General features: G+C 76.0%; 10 protein-coding genes and 1 pseudogene. 5 read left to right on the plus strand and 6 right to left on the minus strand.

All coding sequences use genetic code 11. The features are described from left to right. Window positions 1–2 precede the first annotated feature (2 nt). The 4 genes and pseudogenes from ACOBQU_RS26995 to ACOBQU_RS27010 all read left to right on the plus strand — a co-directional run. A complete protein-coding gene (locus tag ACOBQU_RS26995; protein ID WP_423630360.1) occupies window positions 3–1,250 on the plus strand; it encodes an MFS transporter in 1,248 nt (415 codons plus the stop codon). Between the two features lie 119 nt (window positions 1,251–1,369). Next, the gene (locus ACOBQU_RS27000; protein ID WP_423630361.1) at window positions 1,370–1,762 is read left to right on the plus strand and encodes a TOBE domain-containing protein; all 393 of its coding nucleotides are present in this window, start codon (window positions 1,370–1,372) and stop codon (window positions 1,760–1,762) included. 110 nt (window positions 1,763–1,872) lie between these two features. Further along, window positions 1,873–2,664, plus strand: coding sequence for a molybdate ABC transporter substrate-binding protein (gene modA / locus ACOBQU_RS27005; RefSeq protein ID WP_423630363.1), 792 nt, complete (start codon window positions 1,873–1,875; stop codon window positions 2,662–2,664). Window positions 2,665–2,741: 77 nt separating this feature from the next. Beyond that, window positions 2,742–4,660: pseudogene (locus ACOBQU_RS27010) on the plus strand (ABC transporter ATP-binding protein); the annotation flags it as partial. 778 nt (window positions 4,661–5,438) lie between these two features. Here the strand turns inward: ACOBQU_RS27010 and ACOBQU_RS27015 are convergent. Together ACOBQU_RS27015 and ACOBQU_RS27020 are read right to left on the minus strand one after the other, a co-directional pair. Further along, window positions 5,439–7,085 carry a GAF domain-containing protein gene (locus ACOBQU_RS27015; protein ID WP_423630365.1) on the minus strand — a complete coding sequence of 549 codons (1,647 nt, stop codon included), beginning with the start codon at window positions 7,083–7,085 and terminating at the stop codon, window positions 5,439–5,441. Window positions 7,086–7,118: 33 nt separating this feature from the next. Further along, window positions 7,119–8,156, minus strand: coding sequence for a rod shape-determining protein (locus ACOBQU_RS27020; RefSeq protein WP_423630367.1), 1,038 nt, complete (start codon window positions 8,154–8,156; stop codon window positions 7,119–7,121). A gap of 332 nt (window positions 8,157–8,488) precedes the next feature. On the opposite strand from ACOBQU_RS27020, the gene ACOBQU_RS27025 reads away from it, so the two are divergent. Continuing rightward, the gene (locus ACOBQU_RS27025) at window positions 8,489–9,763 is read left to right on the plus strand and encodes an MFS transporter (RefSeq protein ID WP_423634735.1); all 1,275 of its coding nucleotides are present in this window, start codon (window positions 8,489–8,491) and stop codon (window positions 9,761–9,763) included. Window positions 9,764–9,765: 2 nt separating this feature from the next. Here ACOBQU_RS27025 and ACOBQU_RS27030 read toward each other — a convergent pair whose 3' ends face one another. The 4 genes from ACOBQU_RS27030 to ACOBQU_RS27045 all read right to left on the minus strand — a co-directional run bounded on the left by ACOBQU_RS27030 (window position 9,766) and on the right by ACOBQU_RS27045 (window position 14,663). Beyond that, a complete protein-coding gene (locus tag ACOBQU_RS27030) occupies window positions 9,766–10,812 on the minus strand; it encodes an HAD family hydrolase (RefSeq protein WP_423630369.1) in 1,047 nt (348 codons plus the stop codon). Then, window positions 10,812–12,290, minus strand: a complete 1,479-nt coding sequence (locus tag ACOBQU_RS27035; RefSeq protein ID WP_423630371.1) for a BTAD domain-containing putative transcriptional regulator — start codon at window positions 12,288–12,290, stop codon at window positions 10,812–10,814. Before ACOBQU_RS27035 ends, ACOBQU_RS27030 begins: the two co-directional genes overlap by 1 nt. Window positions 12,291–12,361: 71 nt before the next feature. Beyond that, window positions 12,362–13,627, minus strand: coding sequence for an SAV_2336 N-terminal domain-related protein (locus tag ACOBQU_RS27040; protein WP_423630373.1), 1,266 nt, complete (start codon window positions 13,625–13,627; stop codon window positions 12,362–12,364). After that, window positions 13,614–14,663 carry an AAA family ATPase gene (locus ACOBQU_RS27045; protein WP_423630375.1) on the minus strand — a complete coding sequence of 350 codons (1,050 nt, stop codon included), beginning with the start codon at window positions 14,661–14,663 and terminating at the stop codon, window positions 13,614–13,616. Before ACOBQU_RS27045 ends, ACOBQU_RS27040 begins: the two co-directional genes overlap by 14 nt. Window positions 14,664–14,685 lie beyond the last annotated feature (22 nt).

Raw genomic sequence — 14,685 nt, forward strand, 5'->3', positions numbered from 1 at the left:
ACGTGGCGACCACGTCCACCCGAGCCGCCGAGCAGCCCGAACGCCCCCCGCGCACACGGTCCGTGCTGCGGGACCCCGCCTTCCTGCGGCTCTGGTCCGGCACCACCGCGTCCGGGCTCGCGACCTGGGCGCTGCCCTTCGTGCTCGGCCTCGCCGTCCTCGACCGGACCATCGGCGCCGGAACGCTCGGCCTGCTGCTCGCCGCCCGCACCGCGGGCTTCCTGGTGGCCGTGGCGGTCGGCGGCGTCCTCGCCGACCGCCACTCGCGGCGCGGCGTGGTCCGCTGGTCGGGCCTGGCGGCCGCCGCCGCGACCCCGCTGCTCGCGCTCGGCCTCGGCCGTTCGCTGGCGCTGGCCCTGGCCGCCGCCGTGGTCGCGGGCGCCGGGCAGGGCGCCTGCCGCCCCGCCTTCCAGGCGCTGACCGCCGAGACCGTCGACGAGGACCGGCGCCAGCAGGCCAACGCCGCGATGACCCTGTCCGTGCGCGTCACCACCCTCGCCGGGCCCTCGCTCACCGCGCTGCTCGCCGTGGCCCTCGACACCTGGGCGCTGCTGCTCGGCATCGGGGTGCTGTGGCTGGTGGCGGCGCTGGTGCCGGGCCCGGGGGCGGCGCGGGGCGCGGCGGCCTCCGGCGGTACGGCCCGGCCCTCCTTGCGCGCCGAGTTCGTGGACGGGCTGCGGGAGGCGCGGCGGCACCCCTGGTTCCTCGCTGGGCTCGGGGCGCTGACCGCCGTCATCGCCACCGGCTACTCCGCGACCGGTGTCGCGCTGCCGCTGGTCAGCCGGGACACCTACGGCACCGAAGTGGTGCTCGCCGCCGCCCTGACCGCCTACACCCTCGGCGCCCTCGGCGGCGCCCTGGTCGTCGCCCGCTGGCGGCCCCGCGCCCAGGGCTGGGCGGCGCTCGCGGGCCTGGCCCTGTACGGCTTCGCCCCGCTGAGCCTGCTGCTGCCCGCGCACGGGGCGCTGGTCGTGGCGGCGTACGCGGTGGCCGGGATCGGCATCGAGCTGTTCAACGTGCCCTGGTTCACGGCGACCCAGCGCGAGGTCGCGCCCGACAAGCTCGCCCGGGTCTCGTCCCTCGACTTCCTGCTGTCCTACGGCCTGGCCCCGGCGGGCCTCGCCCTGATCGCCCCCGCCATCGACCACTTCGGGGCCCGGCCGGTGCTCGCGGTGTGCGCGGCGCTGTGCTTCGCGGCGCCCGCGGCGGCGGCGCTGGTGCCGAGCGCGCGGGGCTTCACGCGGCGCTGACCCCGGCCGCCGCCGGGGCTTGGGACATCCTCCAGCGGCGGTCGCACGCCCCCGCAGATGCCATGGACCTTCGTCCAAAGTTTGGCAGGTGCGAGGAAAATTGGCCTATTGTGCTGCACATGCAGTCCTACACGATCGGCCAGGCGGCGCGGGTGCTCGGGGTCAGCCCCGACACCGCGCGCCGCTGGGCGGACGCCGGGCGGGTCGCCACGCGCCGCGACGACAGCGGGCGGCGGGTCATCGACGGCCGCGACCTGGCCGCGTTCTCCGTCGAGCTGGCGCAGGGCGACGGCGAGGACGAGGACGCCTACACCTCGGCGCGCAACGCCTTCCCCGGCATCGTCACCGCCGTGAAGCTCGGCGACGTCGCCGCGCAGGTCGACATCCAGGCGGGCCCGCACCGCCTGGTCTCCCTGCTGACCCGGGAGGCGGTGGAGGAACTCGGCCTGGAGGTCGGGATGCGGGCCACGGCCCGGGTGAAGTCGACCAGCGTGCACATCGACACGGTCTGACCGGCCCGACCGCCCCGCCTCCTCCCGACCGGCCCCCGAGTGGCCCGACCGGCGTGCGCACCGGAGCGGCCCGAGCCGTGCGCCCCAGCCCCGTAAGGAGTCCCGCCCCCATGCCCACGATCACGTCCCCGCGCGTCCGGCGCGGCACCGCCGCCGCGCTCACCGCGAGCGCGCTGCTCGTCTCCCTCGCCGCCTGCGGCGACGACGGCGACGACGACACGAAGGACGGCGGCAAGAAGGCCGACCTCACGGTCCTCGCGGCGGCGTCCCTCACCGACGTCTTCACCACCGCGCAGAAGGCGTACGAGGACAAGCACCCCGGCACGAGGCTGACCCTGTCCTTCGCCGGGTCCCAGGAACTCGCCGCCCAGGTCAGGGCGGGCTCGCCCGCCGACGTCCTGGTCACCGCCGACACCAAGACCATGGACGGCCTCAAGGGCGAGACGGGCACGCCCACCGTCATCGCCAGGAACCGCCTCGTCATCGCCACCCGCGACGGCAACCCCAAGAAGATCAAGGCGCTCAAGGACCTCACCGGCGACGGCCTCAAGGTCGTCCTCGCCGCGCCCGAGGTGCCCGTCGGCCGCTACAGCCAGCAGGTCCTCGACAAGCAGCACCTGAAGGTCCGCCCGGTCTCGCAGGAGAGCAACGTCCGCGGCGTCCTCAGCAAGGTCGAACTCGGCGAGGCCGACGCGGGCATCGTCTACCAGACCGACGCCGCGACCGCGCCCGACAAGGTCGACGCGATCACCATCCCCGACGCGCAGAACGCCGTCGCCGACTACCCGGCGGCGACGCTCAAGGACTCCGACCACCAGGGCGCCGCCGCCGAGTTCGTGCAGTGGCTCCGCTCGCCCGAGGCGCAGAGGATCCTCCGGGACGCGGGCTTCCAACGACCGTAAGCGCTCCTCCCCGCCCACCCTCCGCCTGCGCCGCCGACGGCGGGGGCGGCGGCGCAGCCCCGTACAGAGGACCACCGATGACCCGCACCCGAGGGACCCGCGCCCCCGTCACCCTGCTGCTCCCCGCCCTCGGGGCCGTGGCGCTGCTGCTGATCCCCCTCATCGGCGTCCTCGCCCGCACCGAGTGGGGCGAACTCGGCACGCACCTGACCGAGCCCGGCGTCACCGAGGCCCTGAAGCTGTCCCTGGTCGTGTCCTTCTGGGCCCTCGGCCTGTCCCTGGTCCTCGGGGTGCCGCTGGCGTGGCTGCTCGCCCGGGTGCCCTTCCCCGGCAAGGCGGCCGTGCGCTGCCTCGTCCTGCTGCCGATGGTGCTGCCGCCCACCGTCGGCGGCGTCGCGCTGCTGCTCGGCTTCGGGCGGCGCGGCCTGCTCGGGCCCTGGCTCGAGGACACCTTCGGGATCGTCCTGCCGTTCCACACCTCGGGCGCCGTCATCGCGGCGACGTTCGTCGCCATGCCGTTCCTGGTGATCAGCCTGGAGGGCGCGATCGCCGGACTGCGGCCCGCGTACGAGGAGACGGCGGCCTCGCTCGGCGCCTCACCGGTACGGGTGTTCCGCACCGTCACGCTGCCGATGGTCGCGCCCGGCCTCGCCGCCGGGGCCGCGCTCACCTGGGCGCGGGCACTCGGCGAGTTCGGCGCCACCATCACCTTCGCGGGCAACCTGCCGGGGACGACCCAGACGCTGCCGCTGCACGTCTACCTCCTCCTCCAGAACTCCCCGGAAGCCGCCACCTCCGTCTCCCTGCTGCTCCTGGCCATCGCCCTGGCCGTGCTGGTGGCGCTGCGCGGCAGGTGGACGGCGGGCGCCACCACCCAGGGCCGGGCGGCGCCCGCCCCGGCCGACGAGGACGACGGCAGCGCGGCCCACCCCCGGCCAACGAGCCCGCCGGCGGCGGCAGCTGGGCGCTGCACGCCGACGTCACCGGCTGCACCCGGCTCACCCTCGACGCGCCGCCCGGCACCACCGTCGCCGTCGTCGGCCCCAACGGCGCCGGGAAGACCACCCTGCTGCGCGCCCTGCTCGGCCTCACCCCGCGCGCCCACGCCGCCCTGCGCCTCGGCGGCACCGACGTCACCGCGCTCGCCCCGCACCGCCGCGGCGTCGCCTGGGTGCCGCAGGACAGCGCCCTGTTCCCGCACCTCACCGCCCTCGGCAACACCGCGTACGGGCTGCGCGCCCAGGGCGTGCCCCGGCGCGAGGCCCGCCGCGCCGCCCAGGAGTGGCTGGCGCGGCTCGGCGTCGGGCACCTCGCCCACCGCAGGCCCGCCCAGCTCTCCGGCGGGCAGGCCCAGCGCGTCGCCCTCGCCCGGGCGCTCGCCGCGCGGCCCCGGCTGCTGCTCCTCGACGAGCCGCTCGCCGCCCTCGACCAGACGACCCGCGCCCACGTACGGCACACCCTGCGGCGGCACCTCGACGGCTTCGGCGGGGTCTGCCTGATCGTCACCCACGACCCCGTCGAGGCGGTCTCCCTGGCCGACCGGGTGCTCGTCCTCGACGAGGGGCGCGCCGTGCAGGACGCGCCGCCCGCCGAGGTCACCCGGCACCCCCGGTCGCCCTGGGTGGCCCGGATGCTGGGCCGCAACGCCTGGCCGGGGGCCGGGCGCGACGACGGTTCGCTGGCGCTCGGCGGCGGGGGACGGCTCGTCGTGGCCGACCCGCTGCCGCCGGGTGAGCCCGCCCTCGCCGTCATCGCGCCGGAGGCGGTGTCCCTGCACCGGGAGCGGCCCGAGGGGAGCCCGCGCAACGTGTGGGCCGGGACGGTGCGGGAGGTCACCGCCGCGGGGAGTCGGCTGCGGGTGCTCGTCACCTCCGGTGAGGTGCCCGACCTCGTCGCCGAGGTCACACCCGCGGCCGTGGCGGAGCTGGGGCTCACGGACGGGGTGGAGGTCTGGGCCAGCGTCAAGGCCACGGAGGTGTCGGTCGTACCGCTGTAACGGTGCCCGATCCCGCGGTTCCGCCCACCGCACCCCTTGGTCCCATCCGCCCGCCCCTTCCGGGGCGAGCGGATGGGATGAGTCCTGCCCGGCGTTGGGGCGAACGCGCAGCGCGCCTGTTTCGGCCGGTCCGGTGTGGGGGCGGGTCTGTAGCTGCGGTTTGACCAGCGCGCCTGTGCACCCCTTTGCCCTGCCCACCTGCCCTCTCCGGGGCGAGTGCGGTTTGGCCACTGCGTCTGCGCGGCCCTTTGTCCCACCCGCCCGCGCTTTTCGGGGCGAGTGGGTGGGGTGGTTCCGGTCCGGCGTGTGAGGACGAGTCTCCGGTTCGATCACCGCGCCTGCGCGGCCTCTTGTCCCACCTGCCTGCCCCCTCAGGGGTGGGCGGGTTGGATGAGGTCTGCCCGGTGTTCGGGTGAGCGCGTGGTGTGCCTGTTTCGGCCGGTCTGGCGTGTGGGGGCGAGTTCGCGGTCGGGGTTCAACCGCCGGGCCTGTGTGGCCCTTTGTCCTGCCCGCCCGCGCTTTTCGGGGCGAGTGGGTGGGATGGAGCCTGCCCGGCGTTTGAGGGCGAGCGCGTAGCGCGATGATTCAGCCGGTCCGGCGTTTGAGGACGAGCGCGTCAGCGCGTTGGAGGGCGGGTGGGTGGGGCGGAAGAGCCCGTCCGGCGTTTGAGGACACGGCGCGGAGTGGCGGTGAGGGCGGGTGGGTGGGGGAAGAGCCTGTCCGGCGTTTGAGGGTGTGGCGCGGGGCGGTGAGGGGAGCCGGTGGGTGGGAGAGACGGCTACAGCGGGCACTGCCAGGTACGCGGGGCCGTGGCGGTGTCGTCGGAGACGGTGAGGCGGACGCCGGGGCGGCCGTCGGGGAGGGTGACGGTCTCGACGGCCACATCGACCCGGGAGTCCCCGGCGCGCCCGGCGAGGGCGCGCCGCAACGCGGCGAGGAGCCGCCCCGCCACCGGCTCCGTGACGCACGCGTCAACGGCCCCGCCGAAGTGGACCGACGGCTGCGCGCCGAGCGCGGCCCCCGCCCCCGCCGCCTCCTTCAGCACCCTCCCGCGGAACGTCGTGGGCGCGTCCGCGGGCGGCTGCTGGAGCGCGAAGATCGCCGTACGGACCTCCTGGATCGTGGACTCCAGCTCCTCCACGGCCTGGTCGAGCGCCGACCGCACCGGGTCGGACTCGGCGCGCCGCCGCGTCGACTCCAGCATCATGCCGGTGGCGAAGAGGCGCTGGACGACGAGGTCGTGCAGGTCGCGGGCGATGCGGTCGCGGTCCTCGAACACCGCGAGCCGCTGCCGGGACCGCTGCGCGTCGGCGAGGACGAGGGCGAGCGCGGCCTGTGAGGCGAACTGGGTGGCGAGCAGCCGCTCGACGGCGGTGTACGGGCGTTCGCCGCGGCGGCGCGGCAGGGCGAGCGTGCCGATGAGGCGCCCGCCCGACTGGAGCGGCAGCATCATGCTGGGCCCGAAGCGGGTCCGTACGTGCGTGGTCATGCGGGGGTCGGTCGCGGAGTCCTCGATGAACACCGGTTCGCCGCCGAGGAGTTGTTCGAGGACGGCGCTGCCGGGCTCGATGGTGGTGCCGATGAGGTCGTTCTGCGCGGCGGCGGCCGGGTGCGGCCTGCGCGCCCGCGCGTCGGTGCCCGCGCCGGGCGTCCCGCCGACGTCCGTCGCCGCCGCCACGATGCGCATGCCGCCCTCCTCGGTCGGCTGGAGGACGACGCCCGCCGCCGCGTCCGCGAGGAGCCGGGCCTGCTGGGCCACCGTCATCAGGGCGTCGGGCGCGGCCTCGCCGGTGAGCAGCGCCGTGGTGACGGCCGCCGCGCCCTCGATCCACCGCTCCCGCTGCCGGGCCGCCTCGTACAGGCGGGCGTTGCCGATGGCGATGCCCGCCTGGCTGGCGAGGACCCGCAGCAGGCCGAGGTCGGCGTCGGTGAAGGAGGCGCCGCCCCGCTTGCGGGTGAGGTGGAGACGGCCGAACTCCTCGTCATGGACGTGCACGGGCAGGCTCAGAGAGTCACCGCCGCCGTCGTCGTCGTCCGGCCCGGGGGAGCCGGTGGTGTACACCGCCGTCGGGCCCCCGCCGTCCGGGTCCACGACCCGCAGGACGCCGTGCCCGGCCCCGGTCAGGCGCGCGGCGCTGTCCACGAGGTGCTGGAGCGTGGCGGGCAGGTCGAGCTTCGCGCCGACGCTCAGGACGGCGTCGAGCAGCGAGGGCAGCGGCGCCCCACCGGACCCCCCGGCGCCAGCCCCGCCGGGCCTCGCGCCCCTGCGCCCGCCGTCGTCCGCGCTGCCGCCGCCGTTGCCGTTGCCGCTGGCATGCGTACGGGCGTCGGGGCCGCCGTCACTAGCGCCGCCGCCAGCACCGCTCCCCGCGCCCGCGTGAGCGCGCCCGCCGCCGTCCCGCGTTCCGTTGGCGTCGTGGCTCATGGCGGCGGCGTACTCCCCGTCCGTGTCGCGTGGTCAGCCCGCGAGGGGGTTGAGCACCAGCGGTTGGATCTTGCCCTCCAGCATCGCACCGAGGCCGAGCACCGCGCACACGTCGGGGCGTTCGGCGATGTGCACCGGCATGCCCGTCGCGTCGCGCAGCATCTGGTCGAGGCCGGGGAGCAGCGCGCTGCCGCCGACCATCATGATGCCGCGGTCGGCGAGGTCGGCCACCAGGTCCGGCGGGCAGTCCCGCAGCACCTTGCCGATGCCGTCGAGGACGGCGGTCAGCGGCGTGTGGATGGCGTCGCGGACCGCCGCCGTGTCCACCTGCACCGAGCGGGCCAGGCCCGTGGCCACGTCCCGGCCGTGGATCTCGGTGGACGCGGGGCCGTGCGGCGTCAGGCCGTTGCCGCTGAGGGCCAGTTGGAGGGGGCGTACCGACTGCGACGGCAGCATCAGCTCGTGCTGGTGCCGCAGGTGCTGCACGATCGCGTGGTCGATGGCCTCGCCGCCCACCGGAATCCGCTCGGCCGTCACGATCGAACCGAGCGAAAGCACGGCGACCTGCGTGGTGGCGGCGCCGCACACCAGGATCATCGTCGCCTCGGGCCGCTCCACGGGCAGCCCGCAGCCGACGGCCGCCGCGATCAGCGTGTCCACCAGCTCCACGCGCCGCGCCCCGAGCCCCACCATCGTCTCGACGGCGGCGCGCTGCGCCAGCGGGTCCGCCTCGTGCGGCGTGCAGGCGGCGGCCCGCAGCCGCGGCTTGCGGCGCAGGGCGCGGCGCAGCTTCTCGCCGAGCAGGTGGCGCAGCATGCGCTGGCACATCTCGATGTCCACGACCGTGCCGCCCGACACGGGCCGCATCACACGGATGTAGGCGGGCGTGCGGCCCGTCATCTGCTCCGCGAACTGGCCCACCGCGATCAGCGCGCCCGTGCGGGTGTTCACGGCGGCGCAGCTCGGCTCGTCCACGACGAGGCCCGCGCCCTTCACGTACACCCGGGTGCGGGCGGCCCCCAGGTCCACGGCGATATGGCAGCGGCGCAGCTGTTCCAGGCTGACGGTCATGGCGGATCCTCCCGAGAGCACAGACCGTTGCGGGACGCCGGGGCGGCGGTCCCCACTGGCATCGTGTGGGGGGCCGGTGGCGGGCGCGCGCTGGGGTGGGCCGGGCGGGGTGCCGCCGCACGGGTGGTTTCCCTCGCGGGGGCGCCCCAGGCCCGCCCCTTTCCCGAAACCAGGGGGGCTCCGCCCCCCTGGCACCCCTGTTCATCACCGCTTCGCGGCTCGTCCTCAAACGCCGGACGGGCTTGAATCGCACCGGACGGGCCGAGGCGCACCGTCGGTTAGCATCCCGTGTGACACGAGCATCGACCGAAGACGCGACTGACGAACCCGAGATACCCGACACCGCCGCGCCCGCCCCGCCCAAGCGGCGGATCCTCGCCGATCTGACGCCGCTGCGGACCTCCGCCGACTACCGGCGGCTGTGGGTCGGCAACACCATCTCCTGGGTCGGGCAGGCGATGACCGCGCTGGCGGTGTCGCTCCAGGTGTACGACATCACCGGCTCCAGCTTCTCGGTGGGGCTCGTCGGCCTGTGCTCGCTGGTGCCGCTGGTCGTCTTCGGCCTGTACGGCGGCGCGATCGCCGACACCGTGGACCGCCGCAAGCTCGGCCTGTACTCGGCGGCGGGCCTGTGGGGCCTGTCGTGCGCGCTCGCGGTGGCGGCGTTCGCCGGGTTCCACCACGTGTGGTTCCTGTACGGGGTGGTCGCGCTCCAGGCGATGTGCGGCGCCCTGAACTCGCCCGCCCGCACGGCCATGATCCCCCGCCTCCTCCCGCCCGAGCAGCTCCCGGCCGCCAACGCCCTGAACTCCCTGACGACGACGTCCGGCACCACCGTCGGCCCCATGCTCGGCGGCCTGCTCGTCGGCCTGTGGGGCTACCAGGCCGCGTACACGATCGACGCGGTGGCGTTCACGGCGGCGCTGTACGCGATGTGGAAGCTGCCGCCGATGCGGCCCGGCGAGGGCGACCAGGGGCCCGACGGCAAGCGGCGGCGCGCCTCCGTCGCCGACGGCCTGCGCTTCCTCGCCACCCGGCCCAACCTCCGCATGACCTTCTTCACCGACATGTGCGCGATGGTCCTCGCCCATCCCCGGGCGCTGTTCCCCGCCGTCGCCGTCGTCTGGTACGGCGGCGACGCGGGCACGGCGGGCCTGCTCGCGGCGGCGCCCGCGGTGGGCGCGCTGCTCGGCAGCGTGTTCTCCGGCTGGCTCGGCCGGATCCGGCGGCACGGGCTCGCCATCGCCCTGTCCGTGGCGGCCTGGGGCACCGCCATCGCCGTCTTCGGCCTCACCCGGAACCTCTGGCTCGGCCTGCTCTTCCTGGGCCTCGCGGGCGCCGCCGACACCATCTCCATGGTGTTCCGCGGCACCATGCTCCAGGCGGCGACGCCGGACGCGATGCGCGGCCGCCTCCAGGGCGTGTTCATCGTGGTCGTGGCGGGCGGCCCCCGGCTCGGCGACTTCCTCGCCGGGACGGTCGGCGACGCCTTCTCGCCCTCCGTCGCGATCGTCGGCGGCGGCGTCGCGTGCGTGGTGGCCGTGGGCCTGCTTGTGACGCGCTGGCGGGCCTTCCTCCAGTACGACGCCCGGGACCCGCGCCCCTGACCTCACCCGGCCCGCAGGGCGTCGACGACCTCCGCGAGCGACGCCACGGTGTGCCGGGCACCGGCGGCCAGCAGGGCCTCCCGGGTGCGGTCGTCGCGGGCGAGCCCGATGAAGGGGATGCCCGTGGCCCAGGCCGCCATGGCCTCCGGCACAGTGGCGCCCACCATCACGCACCGCTCCGGAGGAACGTCAAGGCGCCACAGGGCCCGGCGCAGACAGACCGGGTCCGGCAGCAGCTGCGGGGTGTCCGGACCCCGGCCGAGCAGCCCCTCCGGCGGGATGCCGAGCCCTTGTACCGCCACGTACGCGGTGACGGTCCGCGCCGACACGTCCGAGACGACGGCCACCCGGTAGTCACGGCCCCGCAGGGTCTCGACGAGCGTGGCGCTGTGCGGTACGGGCACGGCGTCCCGCACCGCCTGCCGCTCGGACTGCGCCAACTCGGCGTGCATCGCGCCCGTGACGGCGCCCTCGTCGGCGAACGCGCGCAGCACGTCGAGCGGGTGCGTGAACTCCGACGTCCCCTCGATCGGCCGTCCGCTGGACGCCTCCTCGGGATCGCGCCGCTCTCCGACGAAAGCGAGCAGCCGCAGCGTGGTCTCACGGGCCCTGCCCGGCGTGTACAGGCGGGTCAGCGTCCCGTCGAAGCCCAGGACGACCGCGCTGGCGGCGGCCAGGGTGACCGCCAGGGGGCTGGTGCCGGGCGCGGCGGGCAGCTGGCAGAACCAGGTGTCCGTCCCCGGGAACGGCTGGAAGCGCGGGTCGGCCACCGTGTCCCGCAGGGCGCGCGGGATGACGACGGTCGCGTGGTCGGTGGGCCCCGGCAGCGCCGACGGGGGCCGCACGTCGACGGCGACGATCAGGCCGAGCCCGTTGAACCTGCGTACGAGTGCGGGGAGTTCCCGCAGGACCTCCGCGACGAGCGGCCCCACGGCCACCTCGGCGCCGACCTCCGCGTCCCAGCCCCGCTCGCGCGGCAGCAGCTCGAACTGCTCCGGCGCCACGCCCGCTCGCCCGAGCACCTCGGACACCGCCCGGCTGAGCTTCATCAGGGTGTCGGCCTGCCAGCCGGGTCGCGCGGCGAAGGAGAAGGAGAGGGTGGTGGGTGGGGAAGCATGCCGCGTAGCCGGTTGTGGAGATCGAGCAGTTCCGCACGGTTGCCCCGGGCTGCGGGGCCGGGGACGCCCTGTAGGGGCTCGCCGCGCCACAGAGCGAGCGCGGACCGCGCGAGGTCGTGCGCGCGGCCCGTCTCGCCCGCGGTGCGGGCCGCCGCCGCGCCTGCGCCGAGCCGTTGGAACTGGAAGACGTCGATGACGTCGAGACCGCGCCTGGCGTCGAGCGGGAGGGCGTAGCCGTCCCTGTGGCGCACGATGGTATGGGCGCCCAACACCGCGTTCAGGTGTGACACATGGGACCGGAGGGTGTGGTCGGGATGTGATGGGGGGCGGCTGGACCACAAGCCTCGAATCAGTTCGGCGCTGGTGACGGTGCCGCCCTTTCCGTGGAGGAGCAGCATGCAGAGGACAGCCTGCGCGCCTGGGGATCCGATCACCAGCGGGTGCTCGTCCTGCATCACGTGGACCGGGCCGAGAAGGCGGTAGCGGTGCCGCCCCCGTGCCAGGAGGCGCAGTTGGTTGAACCCATGGAGTTGGCTGTCCGGACGCTGGTGAGCGAGGCCCCACAATGCCGCCGCCAGGTCCTGGCGCAGCCAATCAGGCAACCTCGCAGACGAGTCGGGCGCGCCGTCAGGGGCGCTCGTGCCCAGACATGCCTCGCGGACCAGTTCCCCAAGTGCGCGGAAGTCATCCGCGCGGCTTGCCGTTCCCAGCGGCGTCTCATCCAGGACCGTCAGAACGGGCCCTGTCGGGGTGACGTACACGTGATGGGGGTTCAGGGCGCCGTGCCGGATGCCATGGTCGTGCAGTACGGCCACCGCTTCGGCGATGGCCGGAACCAAGGACAGAACGCGTTCGGCGGGCAGGCCCTGCGGCGCCTCACGCAGCAGCTCCCGCAGACTGATTCCGTCGACGAACTGCTGTACCACGTAAGGGACGCCGCCGTGCCTGCCGTAGTCCGTGACGGTGGCTACGCCGGGATGGTGGACGAGGCTGAGTAGCCGGGCGTTCCGCAGGATGGTCTCCGACCGCACCTCGAAGGGATAGGTCTGGATGAGCACCCTTACGCGGTCGTTCAGCGTGTCCTCCGCCAGCCACACACGCGCCGACGTCATTCGGTGCAGCAACCGGTACCGCCCCGCGAAGAGCCTGCGCCGCCCCCCGGCCAGCCGCCGGGCGCTGTCCTCGCTCACCTCCGCGAACGGCTCCCCGCCCTGCGCGCCCCCGCCAGCGACCGCCCGCAGCACCCCCGGCGTCACCCCCGCCCGCTCGTCGATCAACCCGCCCACGCGGGCCAGGAGGTGCCGGGTGCGCCCGCGCGCGGTGCGCGGCAGCGTGCCGAGGAGGACGTCCCGTACGCCCTCGCGGAAGGCGTACGCGCCGGGGGCCGCGCCCGGGACCTCGGTGAGCATGCCGCTGAGGACGACCTCCGCGAGGTGCTGGGGGCGGGGGCAGGGGGAGACGGCGGCGTGGACGAGGCGCATCAGGGGCAGGTGGGGTTCGCCGACGGCGAGGTGACCGGCGAGGCGGAACGCCTCGGGGATGCGGTGGAGCGGAAGCGCAGGACGAGTTCCTCGGGGGACAGGAGCGTGACGTCCTCGCGGGGCGGCGCGTCCTCGGTGGGGGCGCCCAACCAGGCCGCCGCGCCCGGCAGTCGGCGCCGCCCCGCGTCGGCGACCAGCGCCGCCCAGTGGGACAGCCACGCGGGCGCGACCTCCAGGACCGGCACCGGCACCGCCCCGGCGGGCGCCGCGCCCGGGGCGTCGTACGGGGCGAAGTCGAGCAGCGCCGAGGGCGCCGCCGCGTGCGGGGCGCTGAGGAGGCCCGGCGCGCCGGGGAACGCCGTGGTGGGCCACAGGCGTTCCGGCAGCGGCTGGAGCACGGCCAGCGGCAGCCGCGCGGCCCAGCGGCTCAGTGTCCGCCGCCAGCGGCGGCCCGCCGGGCCGGGGCGCCACTGCGGGCCCATGCAGTCGCTGACGACGAGCGCGGCGGTGCGGCCGGTCGCGGGCACCTCGGCGGCCCGCGCGGGAACCGTCCCGTCGGGCGCCGCCCGGTGCAGTTCCACCGTGCGGAACAGGCCCGACTGGGCGAGCGCGGTGTGCAGTTCGCGCACCAGGGGCCGCCACATGGGCATCGTGGGCCCGTCGTCGTACACCAGGCAGAGCCTGAGCCAGCGCTCGTCCGCCGGGCGGAGCACCGGCAGCCAGACGCGCGGGTGCGCGCCGAGCGCGGCGATGCGGTGGGCGGTGGCGCCCTCGTCGAGGACCCGCCGGTCCGGCGCGGGCACACGGAGGCCCAGCGGGCGCAGGGCGCGCTGGAGGGCGAGCGGGTGGGGGAGCATCGGCGGGACGGGAACGCGCAGCGGGGCCCCGCCGCCGGGCCGCGCCGCGGGGGCGCTGTCCCGTGGCGGCGCGGGCGGCAGGTGCAGCGGGACACGGCCGGTGGGCGGGGGCGCCGGGGGGTGCGGAGCTTCCGGTGGGGGCGGGGGCGGCGCTGGGGGCGGTGCGTCGCGGGGCGCGTCCTCGGTGCGGGGCGCGGGCGGTTCGCCGGGTGCCGAGCGCTGCCCCAAGTGCCGGGCCAGCCACAGCACTTCGGCCAGCTCCTCCGCCGAGGGGCCGGGGCCGCGGCGCGCGGCGGCGAGCACGGCGGCGAGCCGGTCGACGGACGCGGCGGCGGACGCGGGGCCGGACGCGGGGCCGGACGCGGGGCCTGGCGCGGGGCCGGGCGCGGCGGAGTCAGAAGGCGGCATCGGACCCCTGGTCGGCCGCCGCGCCGCCCGCGTCCGCGCTCAGGTACGGCATGAGCAGCGCCGCCAGGTCGTCGCGCGACGACGCGGTGAGGCCCGCCGCACCCGTGAGGTAGAGGGCGTTGAGGAGCTGGTCGGTGGCGAGTTCGCCGCCGCTGCCGCGCTGGAGGAAGCGGTCGATCAGTTCGTGCGCGTACGCGTCCGGCTCGCCCAGGTGGGCGCGGACGATCTCCTCCAGGTGCTCGCCGTGCGGCTGGCGCAGCCGCAGCGCCACGCAGCGCCGCAGGAACGCGGGCGGGAACTCGCGCTCGCCGTTGCTGGTGAGCACCACGAACGGGAAGGCGCGGCAGCGCACCCGGCCGTGCTCGACGGTGACGGGCTCCGCCGTGCCGTCGGCGCCGTCGGGCAGCAGCGCTGCGGTCGGGGTGTGCCGGGCGATCCGGACCAGCTCCGGGATCTCGTACTGGCCCTCCTCCAGGACGTTCAGCAGGTCGTTCGGCAGGTCCAGGTCGCTCTTGTCGATCTCGTCGATGAGCAGGGCGCGGGGGCGGGCGTACGGCAGCAGGGCGGTGCCGAGCGGGCCGAGGCGCAGGTGGTCCCCGATGCCCGCGCGGTCCACGCCGTCCGGCACCCCGGCGCCGTGGGCGCGCCCGGCGGCGTACAGGCGCGACAGCGGGTCGTACTGGTAGAGCCCGTCGTGCAGGGTGCTGCGGCTCGTGATGTTCCAGCGGAGTACGGGGCCGAGGCCCAGCTCGCGCGCCACCGCGTAGGCGAGGCTGGACTTGCCGCTGCCGGGCGGGCCCGTCACCAGCAGGGGGCGGCGCAAGTACAGGGCGGCGTTGACCAGTTGGACGCACTCGGGGGTGGCGCGGTAGGTGCGGGCGCGGTGCGCGCGGTCCGGGGACGCCGTGCCGCCTCCGGCGGGCGGGGGCGGAAGGACGGGGCCGCCGTCGAAGGCGCGCCACGGAGGGGGCGGCGGCAGCTGCTCGATGCCGTCGTGCGGCTCTCCGGAGCCGGTGTAGACGGGCCACAGGGACATGCGACCTCCGTAGGGTGCGGTC

Source organism: Streptomyces sp. G45 (genome assembly GCF_049542095.1).
Lineage (GTDB): Bacteria > Actinomycetota > Actinomycetes > Streptomycetales > Streptomycetaceae > Streptomyces.

Coding starts and splice junctions, on each gene's coding strand:
- ACOBQU_RS27000 (WP_423630361.1), top strand. CDS start 1,370: ATGCAGTCCTACACGATCGGCCAGGCGGCGCGGGTGCTCGGGGTCAGC.
- modA (WP_423630363.1), top strand. CDS start 1,873: ATGCCCACGATCACGTCCCCGCGCGTCCGGCGCGGCACCGCCGCCGCG.
- ACOBQU_RS27015 (WP_423630365.1), bottom strand. CDS start 7,085: ATGAGCCACGACGCCAACGGAACGCGGGACGGCGGCGGGCGCGCTCAC.
- ACOBQU_RS27020 (WP_423630367.1), bottom strand. CDS start 8,156: ATGACCGTCAGCCTGGAACAGCTGCGCCGCTGCCATATCGCCGTGGAC.
- ACOBQU_RS27030 (WP_423630369.1), bottom strand. CDS start 10,812: ATGAAGCTCAGCCGGGCGGTGTCCGAGGTGCTCGGGCGAGCGGGCGTG.
- ACOBQU_RS27035 (WP_423630371.1), bottom strand. CDS start 12,290: ATGCTCACCGAGGTCCCGGGCGCGGCCCCCGGCGCGTACGCCTTCCGC.
- ACOBQU_RS27040 (WP_423630373.1), bottom strand. CDS start 13,627: ATGCCGCCTTCTGACTCCGCCGCGCCCGGCCCCGCGCCAGGCCCCGCG.
- ACOBQU_RS27045 (WP_423630375.1), bottom strand. CDS start 14,663: ATGTCCCTGTGGCCCGTCTACACCGGCTCCGGAGAGCCGCACGACGGC.